The sequence below is a fragment of the Streptomyces sp. LS-MS-L19 genome (assembly GCF_058382285.1).
Genome location: NZ_JBYCLL010000001.1, coordinates 7,308,682 through 7,331,337, shown reverse-complemented (window position 1 = coordinate 7,331,337; position 22,656 = coordinate 7,308,682). Strand labels below are relative to the sequence as shown.

The following is a 22,656-nucleotide window of genomic DNA, read 5'->3' as shown; positions in this document are numbered from 1 at the left end:
GCACGGGCGGTGTACCAAAAGTGATTGCGCGGTGACGTGCTGCTACAGCAGATCGCGCAGGGACCGGTCTCGGACCATGAGTGCCGCCCGCTTGGCGGGCAGGTCGATCTCGGCGGAGAAGCGGAAGCCTGCGCTCAGGAAGGCGGTGACGGACGGGATGTTGCGAAGGTCGGGTTCCGCGACGACGCGGGCACAGGCAGGTCGCTTGTCGAGCGCGAGATCGGCGACGGCGCGCAGGAGCGTGCTGCCGAGACCCCGCCCGCGGTCGGGAACGGCGCCGATGAGGAGGTGGATACCGGTGTCGTGGGGCCTGGCCGGATAGTGGCGGGCCAGCGGATCGAGGTCTGCCCGGTAGATCTCCCAGTAGCTCATCGGTGTGCCCTCCAGCACCCCGAGGCAGGGCACGCTGCGTCCGTCGCCGGTGAGCTGGGACTGCAGATGGTCCTCCGTCACGTTCTGGGGCCCGGCCAGCTCCCAGAACGCGGTGACGGCGGGGTCGTTCATCCAGCGGCAGACGAGGGGGAGGTCCCGCCCGACTCGCACGGGCACCAGTTGGAACACGCCTGCCGGGGTGGTGACCGGGCCCCAGTGGGCGATGTGGTCGAGCAGGTCGTCGCGGGTGGGGGTGCGTTCTGTGGGCGGTGTAGCGCTGCCGCCGCAACTCGCGTATGCGCTTGCGTCGGTTCCTTCCGTTTCGAGGAGCGCGAGGAGTTCTGCGGGTAGGCGCAGGTCCAGCGTGTCCTCGGTGTCGGTGCCCCGGTCGGTGGTCGGCGTGGCACTGCCCTCGCTGCTGTGGGGACCGTTGCCGTCGTCTGCATCGGCGTCGGTCTCGGTGGGGGCGGAGGGAACGGAATCGGCGTCGGCGTGGGCGTCGGTGGCTGACACGGCGGGCCTCTCAGAAGGTGGGGTGGGTCATGTTCCTCAGGAGTGAAGGGGGTTGGCGATGGTGACGTAGACGGACTGGGTGTCGACCGGACCGACGAGCTCGTCGAGGCCGTGCACTCGGGTCAGCAGATTGGCCTTGCAGCGCAGGACGGGTGAGTCGAGGAGGTGGCCGGGGAGAGTGGTGCGCAGTCGGTCGGGTCCGGAGGCCACGTCGTGGAGGAAGCGGCGGAAGGCGGCGAGCAGCAACCGTTCGTCGGCCAGCTGCTGGGAGCCGAACGCACCGATGAGTCCGAAGACGTTGTTGATCGCCAGGTAGTAGGCGAAGCGCTCATCGGTGACCTCGTCGGAGACGAAGGTGTCGCTGTGCCGGCCGATGCCGGGCAACCGGGCTTCGAGTTCCGGCCGCCGGGACTCGCGGAAGTAGTAGCCCTGGTTGTCGCGGTAGCGGCCCCCGGCAGGCCAGCCTTCAGCGTCCAGCAGTACCAGGGTGTTCTGCTGGTGTGCCTCCAGGGCGATCCCCACCTCCCCGTCGAGCCAGAGGACGGGTCGGACGACATGCTCGAGGTAGCGCAGGAACCACTCGGTGGCGACGGCTCCCCTGGGGCGGCCGGTCCGGGAGGCGAGGCGGGTGACCAACTCGGCCAGCCGAGATCGCCAAGCCGGGCGGCCTGTGGGCAGGCACGGGAGGCCCTTCTCAAGGCGGCCCGCGTCGGCGCCGGGACCGACTCGGGGGCGGGGTGAGACAAGGCCGGCGATGCAGGAGACGTCGTGTGACGGGCTGAACGGGTTATGACGGATCACCACGTCGAGGCCGGGGACGGGGGTGCCGTCGGGCGCGTCGACAGCCAGCCAGGCGGGGTCGCGAACGATGTCGAAAGCGGGGTGGGCCGCCTGCCAGTCCTTGGACAGACCGGCGCGCAGGAGCCGGTGGACCTCGACGCCGCGGTGAAGTTCCTTGCGGAGGTTCTCGCGGCGGGAGTTGGTGATGCGCAGACCGAGCGAGAGCTTGAGCATGGCGGGGGCGCCGGAGCGATGGACCGTACGTACGGAGGAGGTGGGGTGCCATGGGGAGCCGTGGTCACCGAGATCCCGGAGCAGTCCGGATGCGAAGAGCGGGACGGTTTCGGGGCGGTGCCGGACCTCCCGAAGCTGCCAGGGGTGCAGAGGCAGTGCGGCTTGGCCGGTGGGCAGGGGCAGTTCTGGGCCGGCGAGGCGCTTGGTGAGGTGGGCGGCGGGGACGGGGCGTCCGCGTTCGGTCCAGGCCGAATCGGTGGCGAGGAGAGAGGGGTCGACGGCGATCCAGCGCAGGGGGAAGGAGCCGCGCAGTTCGGGTGAGTAGGAGGCCGCTTCGGCTTCGGAGAGACCTTCGCGGCTCTTCGGGGCCGGGTGCAGGGGGTGGCCGAGGACGAGTGCCTGTTCGGCGGTGAGGAAGAGGTCGGGGCCGTCGTCGGGGTGCTTTCGGCGCTCGCTGACGAAGGTGGCGGTGCGGCGGACGGAGTCGGCCACGCGGGCGGTGAGTTCGGCACCTGCTGCGGCGGTGGCGGTGGTGCCTGCGGCGGCGGTGCCGGTGGTGGCTGCGGCGGCGGTCGGCAGTGACTCGCGGGTGAGTAGTGCCGCGAGGGTGACCGCGTCGACCGGCGGGGCCTGTGCGGGGGCGCCGTCGAGACGGGGGCGGCCGAAGCGGTGCCACCCCGTCGGGGACCAGTACTGGACGGGGACGAGGAGGGAGGTGCCGCTGGCGGGGAGGGGGATGTGGAGGGTGCGAGTGCCGGTGCCAGCGTCGACGGGAGGGGCCGGGGGGTCGGTCTCTCGGACCCAGCAGCGCAGCAGGTTCTCCACGGCTGCGGCCTCGGCTGCCGTGTGGGGGTCTGGGTGGTCCAGGAGGTCGGGGGTGGTGCCGCGCAGGCGCTCCTGGTCTGGGGGCCCGGCCTGGGACGGAGTGCGGTGGGGAGGGAGGGAGTACTGAGGGGGCGGTGGTGGGGTGGACGGGGTGTGGCGCGGCGTAGAGGTGTGGTTGTCGGAGGCGGGGGTGGTGTTCAAGGGCGCTGTTCCTTGGGGGGCTGTGTGGGGCTGGTCCTGTGTCGGGTTTGGGCGCGGCGTCAGTGGAGGGGGTGTGGAGGGAAGCGGTGGGCAATCGGCCTGATGGCGGGGCCTGTTGAGGCGCACCGGGCAAGAGGCCCCCTGGCCGGCGGTGGGCGCGGGAACGGCGGCGGCTATGGGGCCGGGAGGCCCTCACGGTTTCCGGCTCTATCTCGGCACTGACACCGAGTGCGGCCCCGGTTCAGCCCCGACCTCAATGCCAACCCGACGCGGAGACGCCACAGCGGTTCCAGACCGGGCGGCCCATCTGGCCAAGGGCGTGGCTCCAGCCGCAGCACTCCAGGCAGCACCCGGCGAGTCCCCGGCTCCTGTAACTCCTGTGGCTTCGGCTGGCGCCACGGCCTCCCCGCGTCCGAGCGCGGCTCCCACCTTGCACCCGGCACCAGCGACGACACCCGCCGCACCCGTCGGCACCGGCACCGGCACCGGCACCGGCACCGGCACCAAGACTCGCACCGCCCGCAGCAACCACCCGCCACCCACCCGCTCCACCCCCGCACCTACCCAGCCCGCCCCACCCCCTCGCCCTCCCTCCGACCGCGCCCCCGCCGCCGCCTCCCCGCCTCGGGGTCATGATCGCGGGCCACCGCTCCCAAGGCGTCGGCGAAGCGGTCGAGGACGGCCGTGGCCTGCTCGTCAGTGATCGTCAGGGGTGGGAGCAGGCGGACGACGCTTGAGTGGCGTCCCCCGAGTTCGACGATCAGGCCGCGTCGGAGGCACTCGCGCTGGACGGCGGCGGCAAGCTCCGGCGAAGCGGGACGAGGGGAGGCAGCGCACGACGAGAGACCAGAATCCGGCAGTGGCACACCGTCGGCGCCACCAGCAAGGGCGACGCCCCCGACGAGCTCGCCCGGTCCGCCTCCGAGAGCAGCCCCCCACCCCTCTGGCTCCACCATCTCCACGCCGATCATCAACCCCCGTCCCCGCACATCACCGATCACTGGGAACTCCCCGGCCAGGAGCCGGAGTTGGTCCAGCATGCGTGCGCCCAGAACCGCCGCGCGTTCTGTGAGGGCGTTTTCGCGGACGTAGGCCATCGTGGCTGTGCCCGCGGCCATGGCGAGTTGGTTGCCGCGGAAGGTGCCGGCGTGGGCGCCGGGTTCCCAGACGTCGAGGTCGTCGCGGTAGACGACGACGGCGAGGGGCAGACTGCCGCCGATGGCCTTGGAGAGGACCATGACGTCGGGGGTGATGCCGCTGTGCTCGACCGCCCAGAAGGCGCCGGTGCGGCCGACACCCGTCTGGACCTCGTCGGCGATCAGCGGGATCGAGCGGTCGGCCGTGATCTGCCGCATGCGCCGCATCCAGTCGTCCGGGGCGGGGAGCACCCCGCCCTCGCCCTGGACGGGTTCGAGGATCATCCCGGCGGGCAGCGGGACCCCGGACTTGGGGTCGTCGAGGACGGATTCGGTCCAGCGGGCGGCGAGTTCGGCGCCCTGCGGACCGCCGACGCCGAAGGGGCAGCGGTAGTCCTGCGGGTAGGGCAGCCGGGCGACCCGCACGTCGGGGGCGTGGCCGGAGGCTTCGAGGGCGCCGGAGGTCATGCCGTGGTAGGCCCCGGCGAAGGCCAGGAGTTCGCTGCGGCCGGTCGCGGCGCGCACGAGCTTGAAGGCGGCCTCGACCGCGTCGGTGCCGGCCGGTCCGCAGAACTGCACGCGTGCGCGGTCGGCGAGACCGGGCGGCAAGGTCCGGAACAGTTCGGTGGTGAAGGCGCCCTTGACGGGGGTCGCGAGGTCGAGGGCGTGGAGGGGCGCGCCCGAGTCGAGAACCTTGCGGATGGCTTCGAGGACGACGGGGTGGTTGTGCCCGAGGGCCAGGGTGCCGGCGCCCGAGAGGCAGTCGAGGTAGCGGCGGCCGTCGGCGCCTTCGATGGTCAGGCCGCGGGCGCGGACGGGGACGATCGGAAGGGCGCGGGCGTAGGTGCGGGCCGCCGACTCGCGGGCCGACTGGCGCCGCAGAATGCCCTCGTGTGCGGACCGGGCCGCCGACGGTTCTTGGGCGGTGGTCTGCCCCGCCATGGCCTTCCCCGGTGCGGTCTCGGTCACGGCCATGGTTCTCCCGTCGTCGCGCTGTGCAGGGGCAAGCGGTTCCCTCACGGACTCGCCCGCCCCGACATACGGAACCCCGTGAGCCTTTGCTCGACATCTCGGCACATCGATGACCCGGTGTCCGGAAAACCTCCGGGAAGGGGGACGCGGGGCACCCGGCCGTCCGCCGGCAGGGGCGCGGGCAAGCGCCTACCGCTACCAACCCCGGACCGTTCACCGGGTTACGGGTGTTCCGGGGATCTTTGGAGTGTTCCGAGGATTTCCGGAGTGACGGAACTGTTGCGATTCCGTCGGAAGTCACCCACAGCGGGCGCATAGTGTGTGATGCCGTTCCAAGACGCGGTGCCGGAAGGCGAACTCGCGGGACGTCCGCGGCAAGTCGTCGGCTCTGGTGCCCGGTTCGTCAACGCCAGGGGGGTATGCATGCGATCCGAACCGCTGTCGGTGGCCGCTCGCGACGAGGGCGTGAGGGGCGCGCGTCGCAGAACCTCCCGCATGCTGACCGCCATGGCCCTCGCATCGGTGCTGGCCCTGACCGCCACCGCCTGCGGCTCGGGCGACGCGGACGCCGACGCGCAGACCTCCGGCTCCGCCGCGTCCGAGGGCGACGGCAAGATCACGATCCCCGACGACATCAGGGACAGGCTCAAGGAGCACGGGATCGATGTCGACAAGTGGAAGAACGGCGCCTGGAAGGACTGGGACAGGGACGACTGGCTGCGCGAGGCCCAGGACTACATCAACCCGATCATCGAGGGCCTGTGGGACCCGGACCGGATGCGCCGGGCCGAGGATCCTGACCGTGGTGTCCAGGAGAGTGACCTCTCGGGTGACCAGGGGGTGACCGACCCGGAGCCGGCGCCGGTGGACGCGAAGGCCGTATCGCCTACGTACCACGACAACGTCCCCGAGGCGGGCAAGGTGTTCTTCGACTCCCCCGAAGGCACGATGGTCTGCTCGGCGACGGTCGTGGCGGACCCGGCCGACCCGGGCAGGTCCAGCTTGGTGTGGACGGCGGGGCATTGCGTGCACGCGGGCAGGAGCGGTGGCTGGTATCGCAACATCGCGTTCGTGCCGTCGTACAACGACCAGGCTCTGTCGGGCGGGGAGTTGGCGAGCGCGACCGAGGACGAGCTCGCTCCTTACGGCGTCTGGTGGGCCGACTGGGCGCAGACCTCGGAGCAGTGGATCGCGCAGGGCGGGCCGACGGGCGGGGCCGGGGCGCCGTACGACTTCGCCGTGATCCATGTGACGCCGGAGGAGGGAGGTACCGGCAAGTCGCTGGAGGAGACGGTCGGTTCGGCTCTGCCGGTGAACTTCGACGCTCCGGCGGTGGCGCGGGTGGAGAGCATCACGGCGAGTGGGTATCCGGCTGCGGCGCCGTTCGACGGGGAGTCGTTGTACCAGTGCCAGGACAGGCCGGGGCGGCTGTCGATCACCGCCTCGGATCCGACGATGTACCGGATCGGCTGCACCATGACCGGCGGTTCGTCCGGCGGCGGCTGGGTCGCGACCGGGTCGGACGGCGAGCCGGCGCTGGTGTCCAACACCTCCATCGGCCCGGTGAACGCGGGCTGGCTGGCCGGACCACGGCTGGGCCAGGTGGCCGAGGGGGTGTACGACTCGGTCAGCCAGAAGTTCGCGGGCCAGTGACGGCCTGCCCCCCTGCCCCTCCCCCGATCAGCAACAGCCGGCACCAGCACGAGCACCGCACCCGCACCCGCACCCGCACCCGCACCCGCACCCGAGCAAGCCCGAGGCCCGCCCCCGTAAAGGGACGGGCCTCGAACCCACTCAAGAACTACATGAACGACAAGGGTCGCAAGAACTGCACGACCCTCAGGCCACAACCGGCGTCGGCACATACGGCGCCAGATCCGCCGCCAGTTCCTCGTGCACCCGCACCTTGAGCAGGGTGCCCTCCGCGGTGTGTTCCTCGGAGATCACCTCGCCCTCGTCGTGGGCGCGGGCGACCAGCTTGCCGTGGGTGTACGGCACGAGCGCCTCGATCTCGACGGACGGCCGCGGCAGTTCGTTGTCGATCAGGGCGAGCAGCTCGGCGATGCCCTGGCCGGTACGGGCCGAGACCGCGATGGCGCGCTTCTCGATCCGCATCAGCCGCTGGAGCGTCAGCGGGTCCGCCGCGTCGGCCTTGTTGATCACGACGATCTCGGGCACGTCGGTGGCGCCGACGTCCCTGATCACCTCGCGTACGGCGGCGAGCTGCTCCTCCGGAGCCGGGTGCGAGCCGTCCACCACGTGCAGGATCAGGTCGGACTCGCCGACCTCCTCCATGGTGGAGCGGAACGCCTCGACCAGGTGGTGCGGCAGGTGTCGTACAAAACCGACGGTGTCGGCCAGCGTGTACAGCCGGCCGCTCGGGGTCTCCGCGCGGCGGACGGTCGGGTCCAGGGTCGCGAACAGGGCGTTCTCGACCAAGACACCGGCGCCCGTCAGGCGGTTGAGCAGGGACGACTTGCCCGCGTTGGTGTAGCCCGCGATGGCGACGGAGGGCACCTTGTGGCGCTTGCGTTCCTGGCGCTTGATCTCGCGGCCGGTCTTCATGTCCGCGATCTCCCGGCGCATCTTCGCCATCTTCTCGCGGATCCGACGCCGGTCCGTCTCGATCTTGGTCTCACCGGGACCACGGGTGGCGAGGCCGCCGCCCTTGCCGCCGCCCATCTGACGGGACAGCGACTGACCCCAGCCTCGCAGCCTCGGCAGCATGTACTGCATCTGCGCGAGCGCGACCTGCGCCTTGCCCTCTCGGGACTTGGCGTGCTGGGCGAAGATGTCGAGGATCAGGGCCGTACGGTCGATGACCTTGACCTTGACGACGTCTTCCAGGGCGATGAGCTGGCCGGGGCTGAGCTCGCCGTCGCAGATGACGGTGTCCGCGCCGGACTCGACGACGATGTCGCGCAGCTCCAGAGCCTTGCCGGAACCGATGAAGGTGGCCGCGTCGGGCTTGTCGCGGCGCTGGATCACGCCGTCGAGCACGAGAGCGCCGGCGGTCTCGGCCAGGGCGGCGAGCTCCGCGAGGGAGTTGTCCGCGTCCTGCGAGGTCCCCGTGGTCCAGACGCCGACGAGGACGACCCGCTCCAGACGGAGCTGGCGGTACTCGACCTCGGTGACGTCCTCGAGCTCGGTGGAGAGGCCGGCGACGCGGCGCAGGGCCGCGCGCTCGGAGCGGTCGAACTGGTCGCCGTCCCGCTCTCCGTCGATCTCGTGGCTCCAGGCGACGTCCTCTTCCATCAGGGCATCGGCCCGAAGACCTTCGGCGTAGGTGTGCGCGAGGCGCTGCGTGTCCTGGGAAGTGGATGAAGAGGAGGTCATTGGGTCCTTACGTCGTTGGGGAGTCCGATACGGCGCTCGTCGGGCCGTGGTGGTCACATCGCCACCGCGGTCATCTTGGTCAACGCACGAGTACCCCGGGAGATTCCCGTGTCCCGTGCCGCGCCGACCTGAAGATGGTCGCACGGCACGGGGCGTCTCGTCACCGCCTTATTTCACGGGAAGGACGGCTGCCACGGCCTTCCAGTCCGGGTGCCCGGGCATCGGCGGGGTCTTCTCGGCGTAGAGCCAGTCGTGGAGGAAGCCGCCGAGGTCGCGCCCGGAGATCTCGGAGGCGAGACGGACGAAGTCGGCGGTCGTGGCCGTACCGTCCCGGTGTTGCTGCACCCAGGCCCGTTCCAGGGTCTCGAAGGACGTGCGGCCGATTTCCTGGCGCAGGGCGTACAGGACGAGCGCGGCGCCGTCGTAGACGTTCGGGCGGAAGATGCCGATCTTCTGGCCGGGCTTGGGCGCCTTCGGCAGGGCGGGCGGTCCGCCGGCTTCGCGCCAGCGGTCGGAGGCGCCGTACGCGGCCTTCATACGGGCGTCCAGGGTCCGGCCCGCCTTCGCCTCCGCGTACAGGGCCTCGTACCAGGTGGCGTGTCCTTCGTTGAGCCACAGGTCGGACCAGGTGCGGGGGCTGACGCTGTCGCCGAACCACTGGTGGGCGAGCTCATGCACCATGATCGACTCGACGTACCACTTGGGGTAGGCGGGCTCGGTGAACAGGTCCTTCTCAAAGAGGGACAGGGTTTGAGTTTCCAACTCGAAGCCGGTGTCGGCGGCGGCCATGAGGATGCCGTAGGTCTCGAAGGGGTACGGCCCGACCCTGTCCTCCATCCATGCGATCTGCGCGGGGGTCTTCTTGAGCCAGGGTTCCAGTGCGGCGCGGTCCTGGGTGGGCACCACGTCCCGCACGGGAAGTCCATGTGGTCCGCTGCGGCGCAGCACGGTGGAACGGCCGATGGACACCTGCGCGAGCTCGGTGGCCATGGGGTGCTGGGTGCGGTACGTCCATGTGGTGGTCCGGCCGGCCCGGTCCACGTCGGTCGGCAGACCGTTGGCGACGGCCGTGTAGCCGTCCGGCGCGGTGACCCGGATGGTGAACCTGGCCTTGTCGGAGGGGTGGTCGTTGCAGGGGAACACCAGGTGGGCGACGTCCGCCTGGTTGGCCATGGCGAGCCCGTCCGCGGTACGCACCCAGCCGCCGTCTCGGTCGCCCGCGGGGACGGGGTCGCTGGTGTGCCGGACGGTGATCCGCATCCAGCTGCCACCGGGCAGCGGCCCGTCGGGGGTGACGACGAGGTCTTCACCGGCACTGCTGAAGGCGGCGGGCCGACCGTCGACCTCCACGGACTGGACATCGCCGTGCGCGAAGTCGAGGTTGACGCGGTCGAGTTCGGTCGTCGTCCAGGCGTCGATCGTGGTGACGGCCGTGAGCGGCTTGCTGTTGCTGCCCGAATAGGTGAAGGAGAGGTCGTACGACGCCACGTCGTAGCCGGGGTTGCCCAGGTACGGGAAGAGGCGGTCACCGACCCCGAGCGGCGCGGCCGGGGCACTCGCGGCGAGCAGGCAGACGGAGACGGCGGAGGCGAGCAGCGCGGCCGCTGTGCGGCGCCGGGAGGCTCCGGTACGACGACGGAGGGCACCGGAGCCCGAACGGTCGCCGTGGGCGGACCGTACGCGGGCTGGCTGGGCGTGACTGCGGGGGGTGAGCGGCATGCACCACCGCTACCAGCGCACACGACCGACACAGCGACGACGCGCAACCGGCCCACCCGAACGAGGTCTTCCGGTCCCGTCTGGGCGACGCGGGCGGTTCGTGGAGGGGACACGGGCGGTCTGCTGAGGCGACGCGTGCCGTCCGCTGACGTGACGCGGGCGGTCCGTCAAGGCGACACAGCCGGTCTGCTGAAGCAACGCGGGCAGCCCCTTGAGGCGACGCGGGTGGCCTGCCAAGGCGACACCAGCAGTCCGTCGAGGGGTGCTCGTGGCTCCCCGAGGCGACGCCCGTGGCCCGCTGAGGTGGTGCATAAGGTCCTGCGACGAGCGACCACACGCGTGTGGCGGGGTGCGGGTGCAACGCCGGACCCCCGGGACCCGAGTGCCGCCCTCGCGGCCGGACCTACCCGGCGGCCCGCGCGTGACTGCGCCGGGCCCCCGGCTCGGCTGCCCCCGTCAGGCCCCCGGCGTCTGTGCCCTGCTCACGTCGTAGACGCCCGCCACGTTCCGCATGGCCCGCATCAGGGAGGGCAGCAGGGCCGCGTCCGGCAGCTGGACGGTGTACGTGTGGCGCACGCGCTGTTGGCTGGGCGGTTCGACGGTCGCGGAGACGATCTCGGCCCCCTCGATCGCCATGGCCTCGGTGAGGTCGGCCAGGAGGTGCGGGCGGCCGAACGATTCGGCGAACAGGGTGACCCGGCACTCGGCGGTGTCACCCCAGCGCACACCGACCTCTTTGCGCCCCATGCTCTGCATACGCTCCACCGCCGAGCACTCGACGCGGTGCACGGTGACCACTCCGCCGCGTACCGCGAAGCCGGTGATCTCGTCGGGCGGTACGGGCGTGCAGCACCCGGCGAGCCGTACGGTCGCGCCGGGCTGGTCGACGAGGGCGTTGGCGGTGCCGGTGCGGGCCTCGGCCTGGTCGGTGGCGGTCGGCGACGCGGCGGCGGGCCGGTACCCGCGGTCGGGCGTGTCGGCGGCGCCCAGCTCCGCAGGACCAGGCTCGGTGATGCCCCGCTCCGCAGGACCCGGCTCGGTGATGCCCAGCTCCGCAGGACCGGGCTCGGCGACGCCCAACTCCCCGGAACCCGGCCCCGTGACACCCCGCTCGGCGGCAACAGACCCGAGGGCACCCCCTCCAGCGACACCCGACGCGGACTCGGCCGGCCTCAGGGACCTCACGTCACCCTGAGCACCCCGCGCCCTCCCCTTCTCAGTAGCCAAAACCGCAGCCCCGCGCTCCACGCCCCCCTCCGCCGCATCATGCGACGGATGCGTAGCGATCCACCGCTGGATCGCGATCCGGGCCGCGGGCGTGTGCGCGTGCTCCAGCCACTCCTTGGAGGGCTCGGCGGCGGGGTCCTGCCCCATGAGGAGCTGGACGGTGTCGCCGTCCTTCAGAACGGTGCTCAGCGTCGCCAGGCGGCCGTTGACGCGAGCGCCGAGACACGCGTGCGCGTCCTCGCCGTACTGCGCGTACGCGGCGTCCACACAGGTCGCCCCCTCGGGCAGCCCCAGGGTGCCGCCGTCGGGCCGGAAGACGGTGATCTCGCGGTCCTGGGCGAGATCCTCGCGCAGGGTCGACCAGAAGGTGTCGGCGTCGGGCGCGGCCGCCTGCCAGTCGAGGAGGCGGGAGAGCCAGCCGGGCCGGGTGGGGTCGACCCGCTCCTCGTCGACCGCCCCGGACTCCTCCGGGGAGCCCACGTACGGGTTGCCGAGCGCGACCACCCCGGCCTCGGCGACCTTGTGCATCTGGTGCGTACGGATGAGGACTTCGACGACCTGGCCGTCGCCGCGGGCCACGGCGGTGTGCAGCGACTGGTACAGGTTGAACTTCGGTACGGCGATGAAGTCCTTGAACTCCGAGACGACCGGCGTCATACAGGTGTGCAGCTCGCCCAGGACGGCGTAACAGTCCGCGTCCTCGCCGACCAGGACCAGCAGGCGGCCGAAGTCCGCGCCGCGCAGCCGCCCCCGCTTGCGGGCCGTGCGGTGCACGGAGACGAAGTGCCGCGGCCGGATGACGACCTCGGCCTGGATGCCGGCCTCGCGCAGCACCCCGCGCACCTCGTCGGCGATCTCGGCGAGCGGGTCGTCCGCGCGGGAGGCGTTGTCGACGATCAGCTCGCGGGTGTGCTCGTACTCCTCGGGGTGGAGGATCGCGAAGACCAGGTCCTCCAGCTCGGTCTTGAGGGCCTGGACGCCGAGGCGTTCGGCGAGCGGGATGAGGACGTCGCGGGTGACCTTGGCGATGCGGGCCTGTTTCTCGGGGCGCATCACGCCGAGGGTGCGCATGTTGTGCAGCCGGTCGGCGAGTTTGATCGACATCACACGGACGTCGTTGCCGGTGGCGACGAGCATCTTGCGGAAGGTCTCGGGCTCGGCGGCGGCGCCGTAGTCGACCTTCTCCAGCTTGGTGACGCCGTCGACGAGGAAGCGGACCTCCTCGCCGAACTCCTCGCCCACCTGATCCAGCGTCACCTCGGTGTCCTCGACGGTGTCGTGGAGCAGGGAGGCGGTCAAGGTGGTGGTCTCGGCGCCGAGTTCGGCCAGGATCAGGGTGACGGCGAGCGGGTGGGTGATGTACGGCTCACCGCTCTTGCGCATCTGCCCGCGGTGCGAGGACTCGGCCAGGAACCAGGCGCGGCGCAGGGGTTCGAGGTCGGCGTCGGGGTGGTGGGCGCGGTGGGCCTCGGCGACATGGCTGATGGCGTCGGGCAGCCGGTCACGGGCGGCAGGGCCGAGCAGCGCGGCGCGGCCCAGGCGGCGCAGGTCGATCCGCGCCCGCCAACGGGCGGCCGCACCTGTCACCGGACCTGGGGTCGCGGGGTTCGTGGCCTCCGCACTCATGGGCACCTCCGGCTGTGGACCGGCGGACGGGGTGCCCCATGGCGGACACGGCTCAGGGGATGGCATTCCCCCGTCCGGGCCGGTGCTTGATGCTACCGAGCCCATCACGCCCGGCTGACCGCCTCTCGGCGAGCGTGAAACGGATCACCCATTCGAGCGACGGTTCACAGGTTTACGATTTCGCGCCGCCTGAAGCGCGAACGCTCACACATTCCCCTGGCGCAGAGCTCCGGAGGCTTCGGTTCCATGCCTCAGGCACTCTGCATACCGTCGTTCATATGGTCAACGAACGGCGTTTTCAAGCCAGTCGGCGTCGATCTCGCCCTCGGCGACGATCACCGCGGGGCCGGTCATCTCGATCTCGCCGTCCGCCCGCTCGGTGATCACGAGGGTGCCGCCGGGCACGTCCACGGTGTAGGTCACCGGGGTGCCGGTGACCGCCGGGTCGGCGCCGTCCCTGCGGGCGGCGGCGACGGCGACGGCACACGCGCCGGTGCCGCAGGAGCGGGTCTCGCCGGAGCCGCGCTCGTGCACGCGCATCGCGACGTGACGGGGGCCGCGGTCGACGACGAACTCGACGTTGACCCCGTCCGGGTAGGCGGCGGCCGGGCTGAAGGGCGGCGGGGAGTACAGGTCACCGGCGTGCGCGAGGTCGTCCACGAAGGCGACGGCGTGCGGGTTGCCCATGTTCACGTTCCGCGCGGGCCAGTCCCGCTCGCCGACGCTCACGGTGACGTCACCGGCGGGGAGCAGCGCCCTGCCCATGCCCACGGTGACGTCGCCCGCCTTGTCGATGTGCACGGTCTTCACCCCGCCGCGCGTGGCCACGGCGAGGTCGCCCTCGGTGACATGGCCGGCGCGCTGGAGGTAGCGGGCGAAGACGCGTACGCCGTTGCCGCACATCTCGGCGACCGAACCGTCGCCGTTGCGGTAGTCCATGAACCACTCGGCCTCGGACGCCAGGTGCGCGGCCTCGGGGTGTGACGCGGATCGCACGACGTGGAGCAGACCGTCACCGCCGATGCCGGCCCGGCGGTCGCAGAGGGCGGCGACGGTCTCCGGCGGCAGGTCGAGGGTGTTCTCCGGGTCCGGGACGATCACGAAGTCGTTCTCGGTGCCGTGACCCTTGAGGAAGGGGATCCGCGTGCTCATGTGCTCGATGGTAGTTCTTCGACCGCGAGCCGGTGGGGGCTGGTCGCGCCCACGCGGCGGAGCCGCACATCGATACAGCCCCGCCCCCCGAGGAGCTTCAGCGCAGCCTTGCCACACGCCACACGGCGAGAACGATCACCACTGCCACCAGCAGCAGGTACGCCAGTACGACCCGCCAGTCCGCGCGCCGGTCCGAACCCCTCTGCGGCAGGCCCGGCCACGTGTAACCAACGCGCCGCGCCGCCATCATTCCCCAGCCCGCCGCGCACGAGCAGATCAGCAGGCCCAGCATCGCGATCACCGCTCCGCTGTCGCCGAAGTCGAAGGCCAGCGGGAAGGCGAACATCAGGGAGCCGACCGCGGCCAGCGTGACGATGGGGGCGAGCTGCCAGATGCGCAGGCGGCGCTGCGGGCGCAGCTCGACCTCGACCTCTTCCCCGGCCGCGAACATCTCCTCGGGCTCGGGGCCGTCGTCGGTCACACCGTCCGGCACCTCGTCGAGCCCGTCGGGGCTCAGACGGGTTCCGTCCTGCTCCGGTTCACCGCTCTCGACGGTGAGGGGCTCGGTGCCGTGTGCGGTGTCGCGAGGGCCGGCCTCCATCGCCACGCGCCCTCCCAACTCGGACTCCACTTGGTCGATCGAAGCTCGATGATGGCACGGCGCCGGAGGCCGGGATGACGGCCGGAGCGTCCCGATGCCAGGACGTGATCAGGCTGTAACCGGTCGTTCGACCAACGCCAGTGCGAGCTGCGGAAGTTCTGTGAGATGCGCCGCAGCCCCACTCAACCAATGCACCCGCGGGTCGCGCCTGAACCATGAATCCTGGCGGCGCGCGAAGCGTTTCGTGGCCCGTACGGTCTCGGCCCGCGCGTCCTCCATCGTGCACTCCCCCGTGAGCGCCGCGAGCACCTGCTGGTACCCGAGTGCGCGCGAGGCCGTGCGCCCCTCGCGCAACCCGCGCGCCTCGAGCTCCCGCACCTCGTCCACGAGTCCCGCGTCCCACATCCGGTCGACCCGGCGCGCGATGCGCTCGTCGAGCTCGGGCCGGGCCACGTCGACGCCGATCTGGAGGGTGTCGTAGACGGAGTCATGGCCGGGGAGGTTCGCCGTGAAGGGTTTGCCGGTGATCTCGATGACCTCCAGGGCCCGGACGATACGGCGGCCGTTGCTGGGCAGGATCGCCCGCGCGGCGCCGGGGTCGGCGGCGGCGAGACGGGCGTGCAGCGCGCCGGAGCCGCGCAGGACGAGCTCGTCCTCCAGGCGGGCCCTGACGTCGGGGTCGGTGCCGGGGAACTCCAGATTGTCGACGGCCCCGCGGACGTACAGCCCGGAGCCGCCGACGAGGATCGGCCAGCGGCCCTCGGCGAGCAGGGCCTCGATCCTGGCGCGGGCGAGCCGCTGGTACTCGGCGACGGAGGCCGTGACCGTGACGTCCCAGATGTCCAGGAGGTGGTGCGGGACGCCGTCGCGCTCCTGGGGCGTCAGCTTGGCGGTGCCGATGTCCATCCCTCGGTAGAGCTGCATGGAGTCGGCGTTGACGACCTCGCCTCCCAGGCGCTGGGCGAGGAAGACGCCCAGATCGGACTTTCCGGCCGCGGTGGGTCCGACGACGGCGATGACGCGGGGGGCGGGGGGTGCGCTGCTCACCGCCCCAGTCTCGCAAACCTCCGAGCCCCACCTCGAACGAGTTACGTGACGGCCCGGCCCCGGCGTCGTTGCCAGTTGCGTGGTTCCGCCGCTCTGTCCCTGGAGGCGGCGATCCGGGTGGCGCAGACGGGCGCACCGGACGACGCGGGATTTCCCCCGCACGAGTAACGTATGGAGTGGATATGGGCGTTTTCGCACGACTTCTCCGGAGGTCGAAGGCTACGGAGGAGGCGTCAACCGCCGAGACGCAGGCCGACACCCGAGCGGCCGTGCCCGCGGCGGACGAGGCGGCAGCGGCAGAGGATGCGACCGAGGCCACGGCCGGTCCCAAGGTCGACGACAAGGCCGGCGACAAGGTCGGGGCCGAGGTCACCGAGGCGGCGGGAGCCGAGGACACGGACGCGTCGACGGCGACGGAGGCCGTCGAGGAGGCCGCTGCCGACGACGTCGAGATCCCCAAGCAGCAGTCCGCCGAGGACGCGGCCGATCGTGAGGCCGGTGAGGGCGCCCGCACGTAACTGCCCCGCGTGGGAAGGCGAACGATGGGTCTCCTGGACAATTTCAAGGCCAAGCTCAGCCCGGCGAAGGACAAGGTCTCCGGCCTCGCGCAACAGCACGGGGGCAAGATCCAGCACGGCCTCGACAAGGCCGCGAAGGTCGTGGACGAGAAGACCAAGGGCAAGTACAGCGACAGGATCCACACGGGCACGGGCAAGGCCAAGCACGCCATGGACCGACTCGCGCACAAGGACGGCACGGAGGGACCCGGCGGCACCACGCCACCGGCCTCACCGCCGCCCGCTTCCTGAACGGCGCACGGCACACCGACGGACGGCCGCGGGCAGACGCCCCCGGCCGTCCGCCGTTGTCCGGGCGGTCTGGGGCGGTCCCGGCATCCCGGGCGGGCCCGGGCGGTCCGGACTCCCCTACGGCCCTGCTACGACCCCTACGGCGCTACTACGGCCGCCACGGCCCTGCCACGACGTCACGACCAGGTCGCGACCACGTACCCCACGCCGTAGGGCGCGTCCTCGTACAGCAGCGAGCCGCCCAGGTCCGCCCCCTCGGCGGCGCCCGCGAGGACCTGCCAGGGCGCGCGGCCGGAGGCCTTGAGCTCGTACGCCAGGTCGGTGTCCAGCGCGCGCAGGGCCGCCGCGTCGGCCGCGCCCAGGGCCCGCGCGACCTCCGCGTCGAAAGGGGCCGCGCGCTCGTCGAGGTAACCGGGTGCCTTGAGCGTGCGGCAGGCGCTGGCGTCGCCCATCACCAGCAACGCCACCCGCTCGGCCCGGGCGGCGATTCCCCTCCCGGTCTGGATACACCGCTCGGGCTCCAGCGGTTCCCCCACACCGAGTCCCTCGATCGGGGCATCGGACCAGCCGGTGCGCGCCAGGAGCCAGGCGGCGACGGCGAGGGAGGTGGGCAGTTCGCGCTCGGACTCCCCGTCCCGGCCCAATTGTACGTCGACCTCCACACCGAAACCGCGGAACGACCCGCGGGTGCCCTCCGGCAGCACACCGCGCCCGCTCTGCTCGGCGGGACCGACGACCACGAGGAGATCCGGCCGGGCGGCGGCGAGCACGCCCAGCGCGTCCGTGCACGCGGCACGCGCGGCGTCCAGCTCGGGCGCGGCGCCCGCGGCGACCTCGGGCACGAGGAGCGGTGGGCAGGGGCAGACGGCGGCGGCGACAAGCATGGTCGCGAGCCTACTTCCAGGCCCAGGGCCAGGACTCCGGATGGGTGCTCCAGGCCAGCTCGGCGAGCCGGTACACCACGCGGTGCGTGCTGATCGCGCCTTCGACGTTGACGTAGTAGGCGTCCCCGTCAGCCATCCGGTAGACCTGGCGGCGCTTCTGGCGCAGGCCGACGCCCGGGCGGTGGGTGCAGGCGATCTCGTACAGACGGGCCCGGGCCTCGTCCCGGGTGCCCTCGAAGTGCGCCACCTCGTCGACGTCGTTCTGGTTGCCGATGCTGCGGTCGACGACCACCACCCAGCGCGCCATGGCCCCGCCCCTTGCCCCCTGCGGCGCTCAGTGCGCCGCGCAGCCGCCCGTGGCCGCCGGCAGCGGCTCGGGAACCCCGATCTTCGGGAGGCCCAGCATGACACCCGCGGGCGCGGCGGCTTCGGCCGCGTTGCGCTTCTCCCACGCGTCGCCCGCGCGCGTGCGGCGCACGTCGAGGACGGCGCCCTCGGCGAGGAGGTGGTGGGGGGCGGCGTAGGTGATCTCGACCGTGACGACGTCGCCGGGGCGGACCTCCTGGTCGGGCTTGGTGAAGTGGACCAGGCGGTTGTCGGGGGCACGGCCGGAGAGGCGGTGGGTGGCGCCGTCCTTGCGGCCCTCGCCCTCGGCGACCATCAGCTCCAGGGTGCGGCCGACCTGCTTCTTGTTCTCCTCCCAGGAGATCTCCTCCTGGAGGGCGACGAGCCGCTCGTAGCGCGACTGCACGACCTCCTTGGGGATCTGCCCCTCCATGGTCGCCGCGGGGGTCCCCGGGCGCTTGGAGTACTGGAAGGTGAAGGCGTTGGTGAAACGGGCCTCGCGGACCACGTGCATGGTCTGCTCGAAGTCCTCCTCGGTCTCGCCGGGGAAGCCCACGATGATGTCGGTCGAGATCGCGGCGTCCGGCATGGCGGCGCGGACCTTCTCGATGATCCCGAGGTAGCGGTCCTGGCGGTAGGAGCGGCGCATCGCCTTCAGGACGGTGTCCGAACCGGACTGGAGCGGCATGTGGAGCTGGGGCATGACGTTCGGGGTCTCCGCCATCGCCGCGATCACGTCGTCCGTGAAGTCGCGGGGGTGGGGCGAGGTGAAGCGGACGCGCTCCAGGCCCTCGATGGTGCCGCAGGCCCGCAGCAGCTTGCTGAAGGCCTCGCGGTCGCCGATGTCGGAGCCGTACGCGTTGACGTTCTGCCCGAGCAGCGTGATCTCGGAGACGCCCTCGCCGACCAGGGTCTCGATCTCGGCGAGGATGTCGCCGGTACGGCGGTCCTTCTCCTTGCCGCGCAGGGCCGGGACGATGCAGAAGGTGCAGGTGTTGTTGCAGCCGACGGAGATCGACACCCAGGCCGCGTAGGCGCTCTCGCGGCGGGTCGGCAGGGTGGACGGGAACGCCTCCAGGGACTCGGCGATCTCGACCTGCGCCTCCTCCTGCACGCGCGCGCGTTCCAGCAGGACCGGCAGCTTGCCGATGTTGTGCGTGCCGAAGACGACGTCGACCCAGGGCGCCTTCTTGACGATGGTGTCGCGGTCCTTCTGGGCGAGGCAGCCGCCGACGGCGATCTGCATGCCGGGCCGCGAGGCCTTCCGGGGCGCGAGGCGGCCGAGGTTGCCGTAGAGGCGGTTGTCGGCGTTCTCCCGCACCGCGCAGGTGTTGAAGACGACGACGTCCGCGTCCCCGTCGGAGCCCTCGGGCGCGGGCACGTACCCCGCCTCCTCCAGCAGTCCGGACAATCGCTCGGAGTCGTGGACGTTCATCTGGCACCCGTAGGTGCGCACTTCGTACGTTTTCGGAGATGAAACGTCCACTGCCGGGCTCCGGTCGCTGCTGCTGGTCATGAGTCAAGGGTAGGCGCTCCACGGAGCCGCCAAGGATCGCCTCATCCCGCGGTCCCCGGAGGGCCTCGGTCGCCACCCTGTGCCTGACGTCGGCCCGCGGCGGCAGCATGGGCGGGAACGGAGGGCGCCATGGCCGAGGAGACCGCCCCGAGGCGCCTCGACCGGCGCCCGGAGCGGACCAGGAACGCGCTGGTGTGCGCGGCGCAGCGGCTGCCGGCAGAGCGGCGAACCGATGTCGCCCTCCAGGAGACCACCGAGCTCGCCGATGTCGGCGTGGGGTCGTTGCGGTCGCCTACGCCCAGAGCTTGCGCATGCCCGGCCGCCCGCACCGGCGCCACCCCGAGCGCGGACGTGACGAAGTCCCTGGTCACCGAGCCGGACTTCCTGCGCCTAGGCCCTGGAGGCCCGGGACATCGCACGGCGGAAGATCGAGGAGGTGGCCGCGGAACTGTTCCCGGACCTGAGCCACGCGTCCGTGCACACCCCGGCCACGTACGCCATCGCCGGGGCCGACGGACTGTTCGTGCGCGGAGGTCAACGGAGACGCGGTCGACCTGGTGGCCCTTGAAGCGGCGCCGCGCGGATGACGTGAATCACGTTTGGGGGCCCGCCCAGGGGCTTTGCATGACCATGCGTCGTGATGCATAATCTTCCTATGTCCAAGGTCCTCACGTCCCTCCCCGCCGGCGAGCGCGTCGGCATCGCCTTCTCCGGCGGTCTCGACACCTCCGTCGCGGTCGCGTGGATGCGCGACAAGGGCGCCATCCCGTGCACCTACACCGCGCACATCGGCCAGTACGACGAGCCCGACATCGACTCGGTGCCCGGCCGCGCGAAGACCTACGGTGCCGAGATCGCGCGCCTGGTCGACTGCCGGGCCGCGCTGGTCGAGGAGGGCCTGGCCGCGCTCACCTGCGGGGCGTTCCACATCCGCTCGGGCGGGCGGGCGTACTTCAACACCACCCCGCTGGGCCGTGCCGTCACCGGCACGCTCCTGGTGCGGGCGATGATGGAGGACAACGTCCAGATCTGGGGCGACGGTTCGACCTTCAAGGGCAACGACATCGAGCGGTTCTACCGCTACGGCCTGCTCGCCAACCCGAACCTGCGGATCTACAAGCCGTGGCTGGACGCGGACTTCGTGACCGAGCTCGGCGGCCGCAAGGAGATGTCGGAGTGGCTGGTCGCGCACCAGCTGCCGTACCGGGACTCGACCGAGAAGGCGTACTCCACCGACGCCAACATCTGGGGCGCCACGCACGAGGCCAAGACCCTGGAGCACCTCAACACCGGCATCGAGACCGTCGACCCGATCATGGGCGTCAGGTTCTGGGACCCGTCGGTCGAGATCGCGCCCGAGGACGTGACGATCGGCTTCGACCAGGGCCGCCCGGTGACCATCAACGGCAAGGAGTTCGGCTCCGCCGTCGACCTGGTCATGGAGGCCAACGCGATCGGCGGCCGGCACGGCCTCGGCATGTCCGACCAGATCGAGAACCGGATCATCGAGGCGAAGAGCCGCGGCATCTACGAGGCGCCCGGCATGGCGCTGCTCCACGCGGCCTACGAGCGTCTCGTCAACGCGATCCACAACGAGGACACCCTCGCCCAGTACCACAACGAGGGCCGGCGCCTGGGCCGTCTCATGTACGAGGGCCGCTGGCTGGACCCGCAGGCCCTGATGATCCGCGAGTCGCTCCAGCGGTGGGTCGGCGCGGCGGTCACGGGTGAGGTCACCCTGCGGCTGCGGCGGGGCGAGGACTACTCGATCCTCGACACCACGGGTCCGGCGTTCTCGTACCACCCGGACAAGCTGTCCATGGAGCGCACCGAGGACTCGGCCTTCGGCCCGGTGGACCGGATCGGCCAGCTCACCATGCGCAACCTCGACATCGCCGACTCCCGCGCCAAGCTGGAGCAGTACGCGGGCCTCGGCCTGATCGGCACCGGCAGCCCCACGATCGGCGCGTCCCAGGCCGCGGCGACGGGCCTCATCGGCACCATGCCGGAACTCCCCGAGGGCGGCGCCGAGGCGATCGCCTCCCGCGGCGAGGTCTCGGAGGACGAGGCCCTCCTGGACCGGGCGGCGATGGAGTTCGGCACGGACTGACGGCGCCCTGGCCGTCGTAGGAGAAACGAAGGCTTGACGGTCTGGACGGAGAGGGCCGGTGCGGCAGCGCACCGGCCCTCTCTCACGTCCGGTCCGCCCGCGACGCCATCAACGGCTGGATCCGCGTCCCGAACCTCTCGATCCCCTCGAGGAAGTCGTCGAAGACCAGCATGATCCCCTTGGTTCCCTCGACCCCGGCGATCTCGTCGAGCATGCGGGCGACGCTCTCGTACGACCCCACCAGCGTGCCCATGTTGAAGTTCACCGCGCCCTCGGGCAACACGATGGTGCGGGCCGTGGAGGAGTCGTCGGCGCTGGTGTCCGTGGCCGACTCCCCCGCCATGTAGGCGAGCGCCGCATGGTCGGCGCCGTCGTGGTACGACTGCCATTTCGCGCGGGCGGCTTCGTCCGTCTCGTCGGCGATGACCATGAACAGCGACAGCGCGCCCACGTCCCGGCCGGTCTCCCGCGCCGCCGCCACCAGCGTGGCCGCGCTGTCCGAGAACGCCAGCGGGGTGTTCACCCCGCTGCCCAGGATGAAGTTGTAGTCGGCGTGCTCCGCGGCGAACCGCATCCCCGTACCGCTCTGCCCCGCGGCCACGATGTCGATGTGCCCGCCCGCGGGGCGCGGCGAGAGCACGCAGTCGTCCATCTCGTAGAACGCGCCCTTGAAGTTGCTGACGCCCTCGCTCCACAGCTCCTTCATCACCGTCACGTACTCCTCGGCACGCGCGTACCGGTTGCCGAAGTGCTCGTCGCCGGGCCAGACGCCCATCTGCGCGTACTCGCCGGGCGCCCACCCGGTGACGATGTTGACCCCGAAGCGGCCGGGGGCGATGGAGTCGACGGTGACCGCCATGCGGGCGACGACGGCCGGCGGCAGGGCGAGGATCGGCGTGGAGGCGTACAGCTTGATCCGCTCGGTCACCGCGGCCAGGCCCGCCATCAGCGTGAACGACTCCAGGCAGTGGTCCCAGAACTCGGTCTCCCCGCCGAAGCCCTTGAGCTTGATCATGGACAGGGCGAAATCGAACCCGTGCTCCTCGGCCTTCTGGACGACGGCCTTGTTGAGCTCGAACGTCGGCATGTACTGCGGGGAACTCTTCGAGATGAGCCAGCCGTTGTTGCCTATGGGGATGAAGACACCGATGTCCATGCCGCTCCTCATGATCGGAGACTGCCCGTCCGACGGCACGGTACACGTCCGGGATTTCAGCAACTTGCCGTGATTCAGCGGCAGTTGAGGTGAGG

At 71.4% G+C, this 22,656-nt stretch carries 17 protein-coding genes; 4 read left to right on the top strand and 13 right to left on the bottom strand.

Annotation, left to right across the window (positions count from 1 at the left end; genetic code table 11):
* Positions 1-42: 42 nt before the first annotated feature.
* The 3 genes from AC2XR2_RS32765 to AC2XR2_RS32755 all read right to left on the bottom strand — a co-directional run bounded on the left by AC2XR2_RS32765 (position 43) and on the right by AC2XR2_RS32755 (position 5,036).
* Positions 43-885: a GNAT family N-acetyltransferase gene (locus AC2XR2_RS32765; RefSeq protein ID WP_491517000.1), complete on the bottom strand. Its 843-nt coding sequence runs from the start codon at positions 883-885 to the stop codon at positions 43-45.
* Positions 886-921: 36 nt separating this feature from the next.
* Complete coding sequence (locus AC2XR2_RS32760) at positions 922-2,925, bottom strand: IucA/IucC family protein (protein WP_491516999.1); 2,004 nt, start codon at positions 2,923-2,925, stop codon at positions 922-924.
* A 560-nt stretch (positions 2,926-3,485) separates the two neighbouring features.
* Positions 3,486-5,036 (bottom strand): diaminobutyrate--2-oxoglutarate transaminase family protein, encoded by a 1,551-nt coding sequence (locus tag AC2XR2_RS32755; RefSeq protein WP_491516998.1) that lies wholly within the window; start codon positions 5,034-5,036, stop codon positions 3,486-3,488.
* Between the two features lie 420 nt (positions 5,037-5,456).
* Between AC2XR2_RS32755 and AC2XR2_RS32750 the strand changes: the two genes are divergently transcribed.
* Positions 5,457-6,686, top strand: a complete 1,230-nt coding sequence (locus tag AC2XR2_RS32750; protein WP_491516997.1) for a trypsin-like serine peptidase — start codon at positions 5,457-5,459, stop codon at positions 6,684-6,686.
* A 186-nt stretch (positions 6,687-6,872) separates the two neighbouring features.
* Here the strand turns inward: AC2XR2_RS32750 and hflX are convergent, their stop codons facing one another.
* The 6 genes from hflX to miaA form a co-directional block, all read right to left on the bottom strand.
* Positions 6,873-8,369 (bottom strand): GTPase HflX, encoded by a 1,497-nt coding sequence (gene hflX / locus AC2XR2_RS32745; protein ID WP_381307716.1) that lies wholly within the window; start codon positions 8,367-8,369, stop codon positions 6,873-6,875.
* Between the two features lie 168 nt (positions 8,370-8,537).
* Positions 8,538-10,088, bottom strand: a complete 1,551-nt coding sequence (locus AC2XR2_RS32740) for a M1 family metallopeptidase (protein ID WP_491516996.1) — start codon at positions 10,086-10,088, stop codon at positions 8,538-8,540.
* A gap of 456 nt (positions 10,089-10,544) precedes the next feature.
* On the bottom strand, positions 10,545-12,941 hold the full coding sequence (locus AC2XR2_RS32735; protein WP_491516995.1) for a RelA/SpoT family protein: 2,397 nt from the start codon (positions 12,939-12,941) through the stop codon (positions 10,545-10,547).
* Between the two features lie 282 nt (positions 12,942-13,223).
* The gene (gene dapF / locus AC2XR2_RS32730) at positions 13,224-14,093 is read right to left on the bottom strand and encodes a diaminopimelate epimerase (protein WP_381307722.1); all 870 of its coding nucleotides are present in this window, start codon (positions 14,091-14,093) and stop codon (positions 13,224-13,226) included.
* A 97-nt stretch (positions 14,094-14,190) separates the two neighbouring features.
* Positions 14,191-14,694, bottom strand: a complete 504-nt coding sequence (locus tag AC2XR2_RS32725) for a hypothetical protein (RefSeq protein WP_330269581.1) — start codon at positions 14,692-14,694, stop codon at positions 14,191-14,193.
* 108 nt (positions 14,695-14,802) lie between these two features.
* The gene (miaA, locus tag AC2XR2_RS32720) at positions 14,803-15,741 is read right to left on the bottom strand and encodes a tRNA (adenosine(37)-N6)-dimethylallyltransferase MiaA (RefSeq protein WP_491516994.1); all 939 of its coding nucleotides are present in this window, start codon (positions 15,739-15,741) and stop codon (positions 14,803-14,805) included.
* Between the two features lie 269 nt (positions 15,742-16,010).
* On the opposite strand from miaA, the gene AC2XR2_RS32715 reads away from it, so the two are divergent.
* Together AC2XR2_RS32715 and AC2XR2_RS32710 are read left to right on the top strand one after the other, a co-directional pair.
* Positions 16,011-16,259, top strand: coding sequence for a hypothetical protein (locus tag AC2XR2_RS32715; RefSeq protein WP_491516993.1), 249 nt, complete (start codon positions 16,011-16,013; stop codon positions 16,257-16,259).
* A gap of 24 nt (positions 16,260-16,283) precedes the next feature.
* Entirely contained in the window at positions 16,284-16,550 is a 267-nt protein-coding gene (locus tag AC2XR2_RS32710; protein ID WP_381307730.1) for an antitoxin, read from the top strand.
* A gap of 176 nt (positions 16,551-16,726) precedes the next feature.
* On the opposite strand, the gene AC2XR2_RS32705 is transcribed toward AC2XR2_RS32710, so the two are convergent.
* From AC2XR2_RS32705 to miaB, 3 genes are read right to left on the bottom strand one after another with little or no spacing between them, the layout of a single operon-like run.
* Entirely contained in the window at positions 16,727-17,434 is a 708-nt protein-coding gene (locus tag AC2XR2_RS32705) for a class III extradiol dioxygenase subunit B-like domain-containing protein (RefSeq protein WP_491516992.1), read from the bottom strand.
* Between the two features lie 10 nt (positions 17,435-17,444).
* The gene (locus AC2XR2_RS32700) at positions 17,445-17,741 is read right to left on the bottom strand and encodes a hypothetical protein (protein WP_330264021.1); all 297 of its coding nucleotides are present in this window, start codon (positions 17,739-17,741) and stop codon (positions 17,445-17,447) included.
* 27 nt (positions 17,742-17,768) lie between these two features.
* A complete protein-coding gene (gene miaB, locus AC2XR2_RS32695) occupies positions 17,769-19,295 on the bottom strand; it encodes a tRNA (N6-isopentenyl adenosine(37)-C2)-methylthiotransferase MiaB (protein ID WP_491516991.1) in 1,527 nt (508 codons plus the stop codon).
* A 655-nt stretch (positions 19,296-19,950) separates the two neighbouring features.
* Here miaB and argG point away from each other — a divergent pair.
* The gene (gene argG / locus AC2XR2_RS32690) at positions 19,951-21,405 is read left to right on the top strand and encodes an argininosuccinate synthase (RefSeq protein WP_123763482.1); all 1,455 of its coding nucleotides are present in this window, start codon (positions 19,951-19,953) and stop codon (positions 21,403-21,405) included.
* Between the two features lie 82 nt (positions 21,406-21,487).
* Here the strand turns inward: argG and rutA are convergent, their stop codons facing one another.
* On the bottom strand, positions 21,488-22,561 hold the full coding sequence (gene rutA / locus AC2XR2_RS32685; RefSeq protein ID WP_491516990.1) for a pyrimidine utilization protein A: 1,074 nt from the start codon (positions 22,559-22,561) through the stop codon (positions 21,488-21,490).
* Positions 22,562-22,656 lie beyond the last annotated feature (95 nt).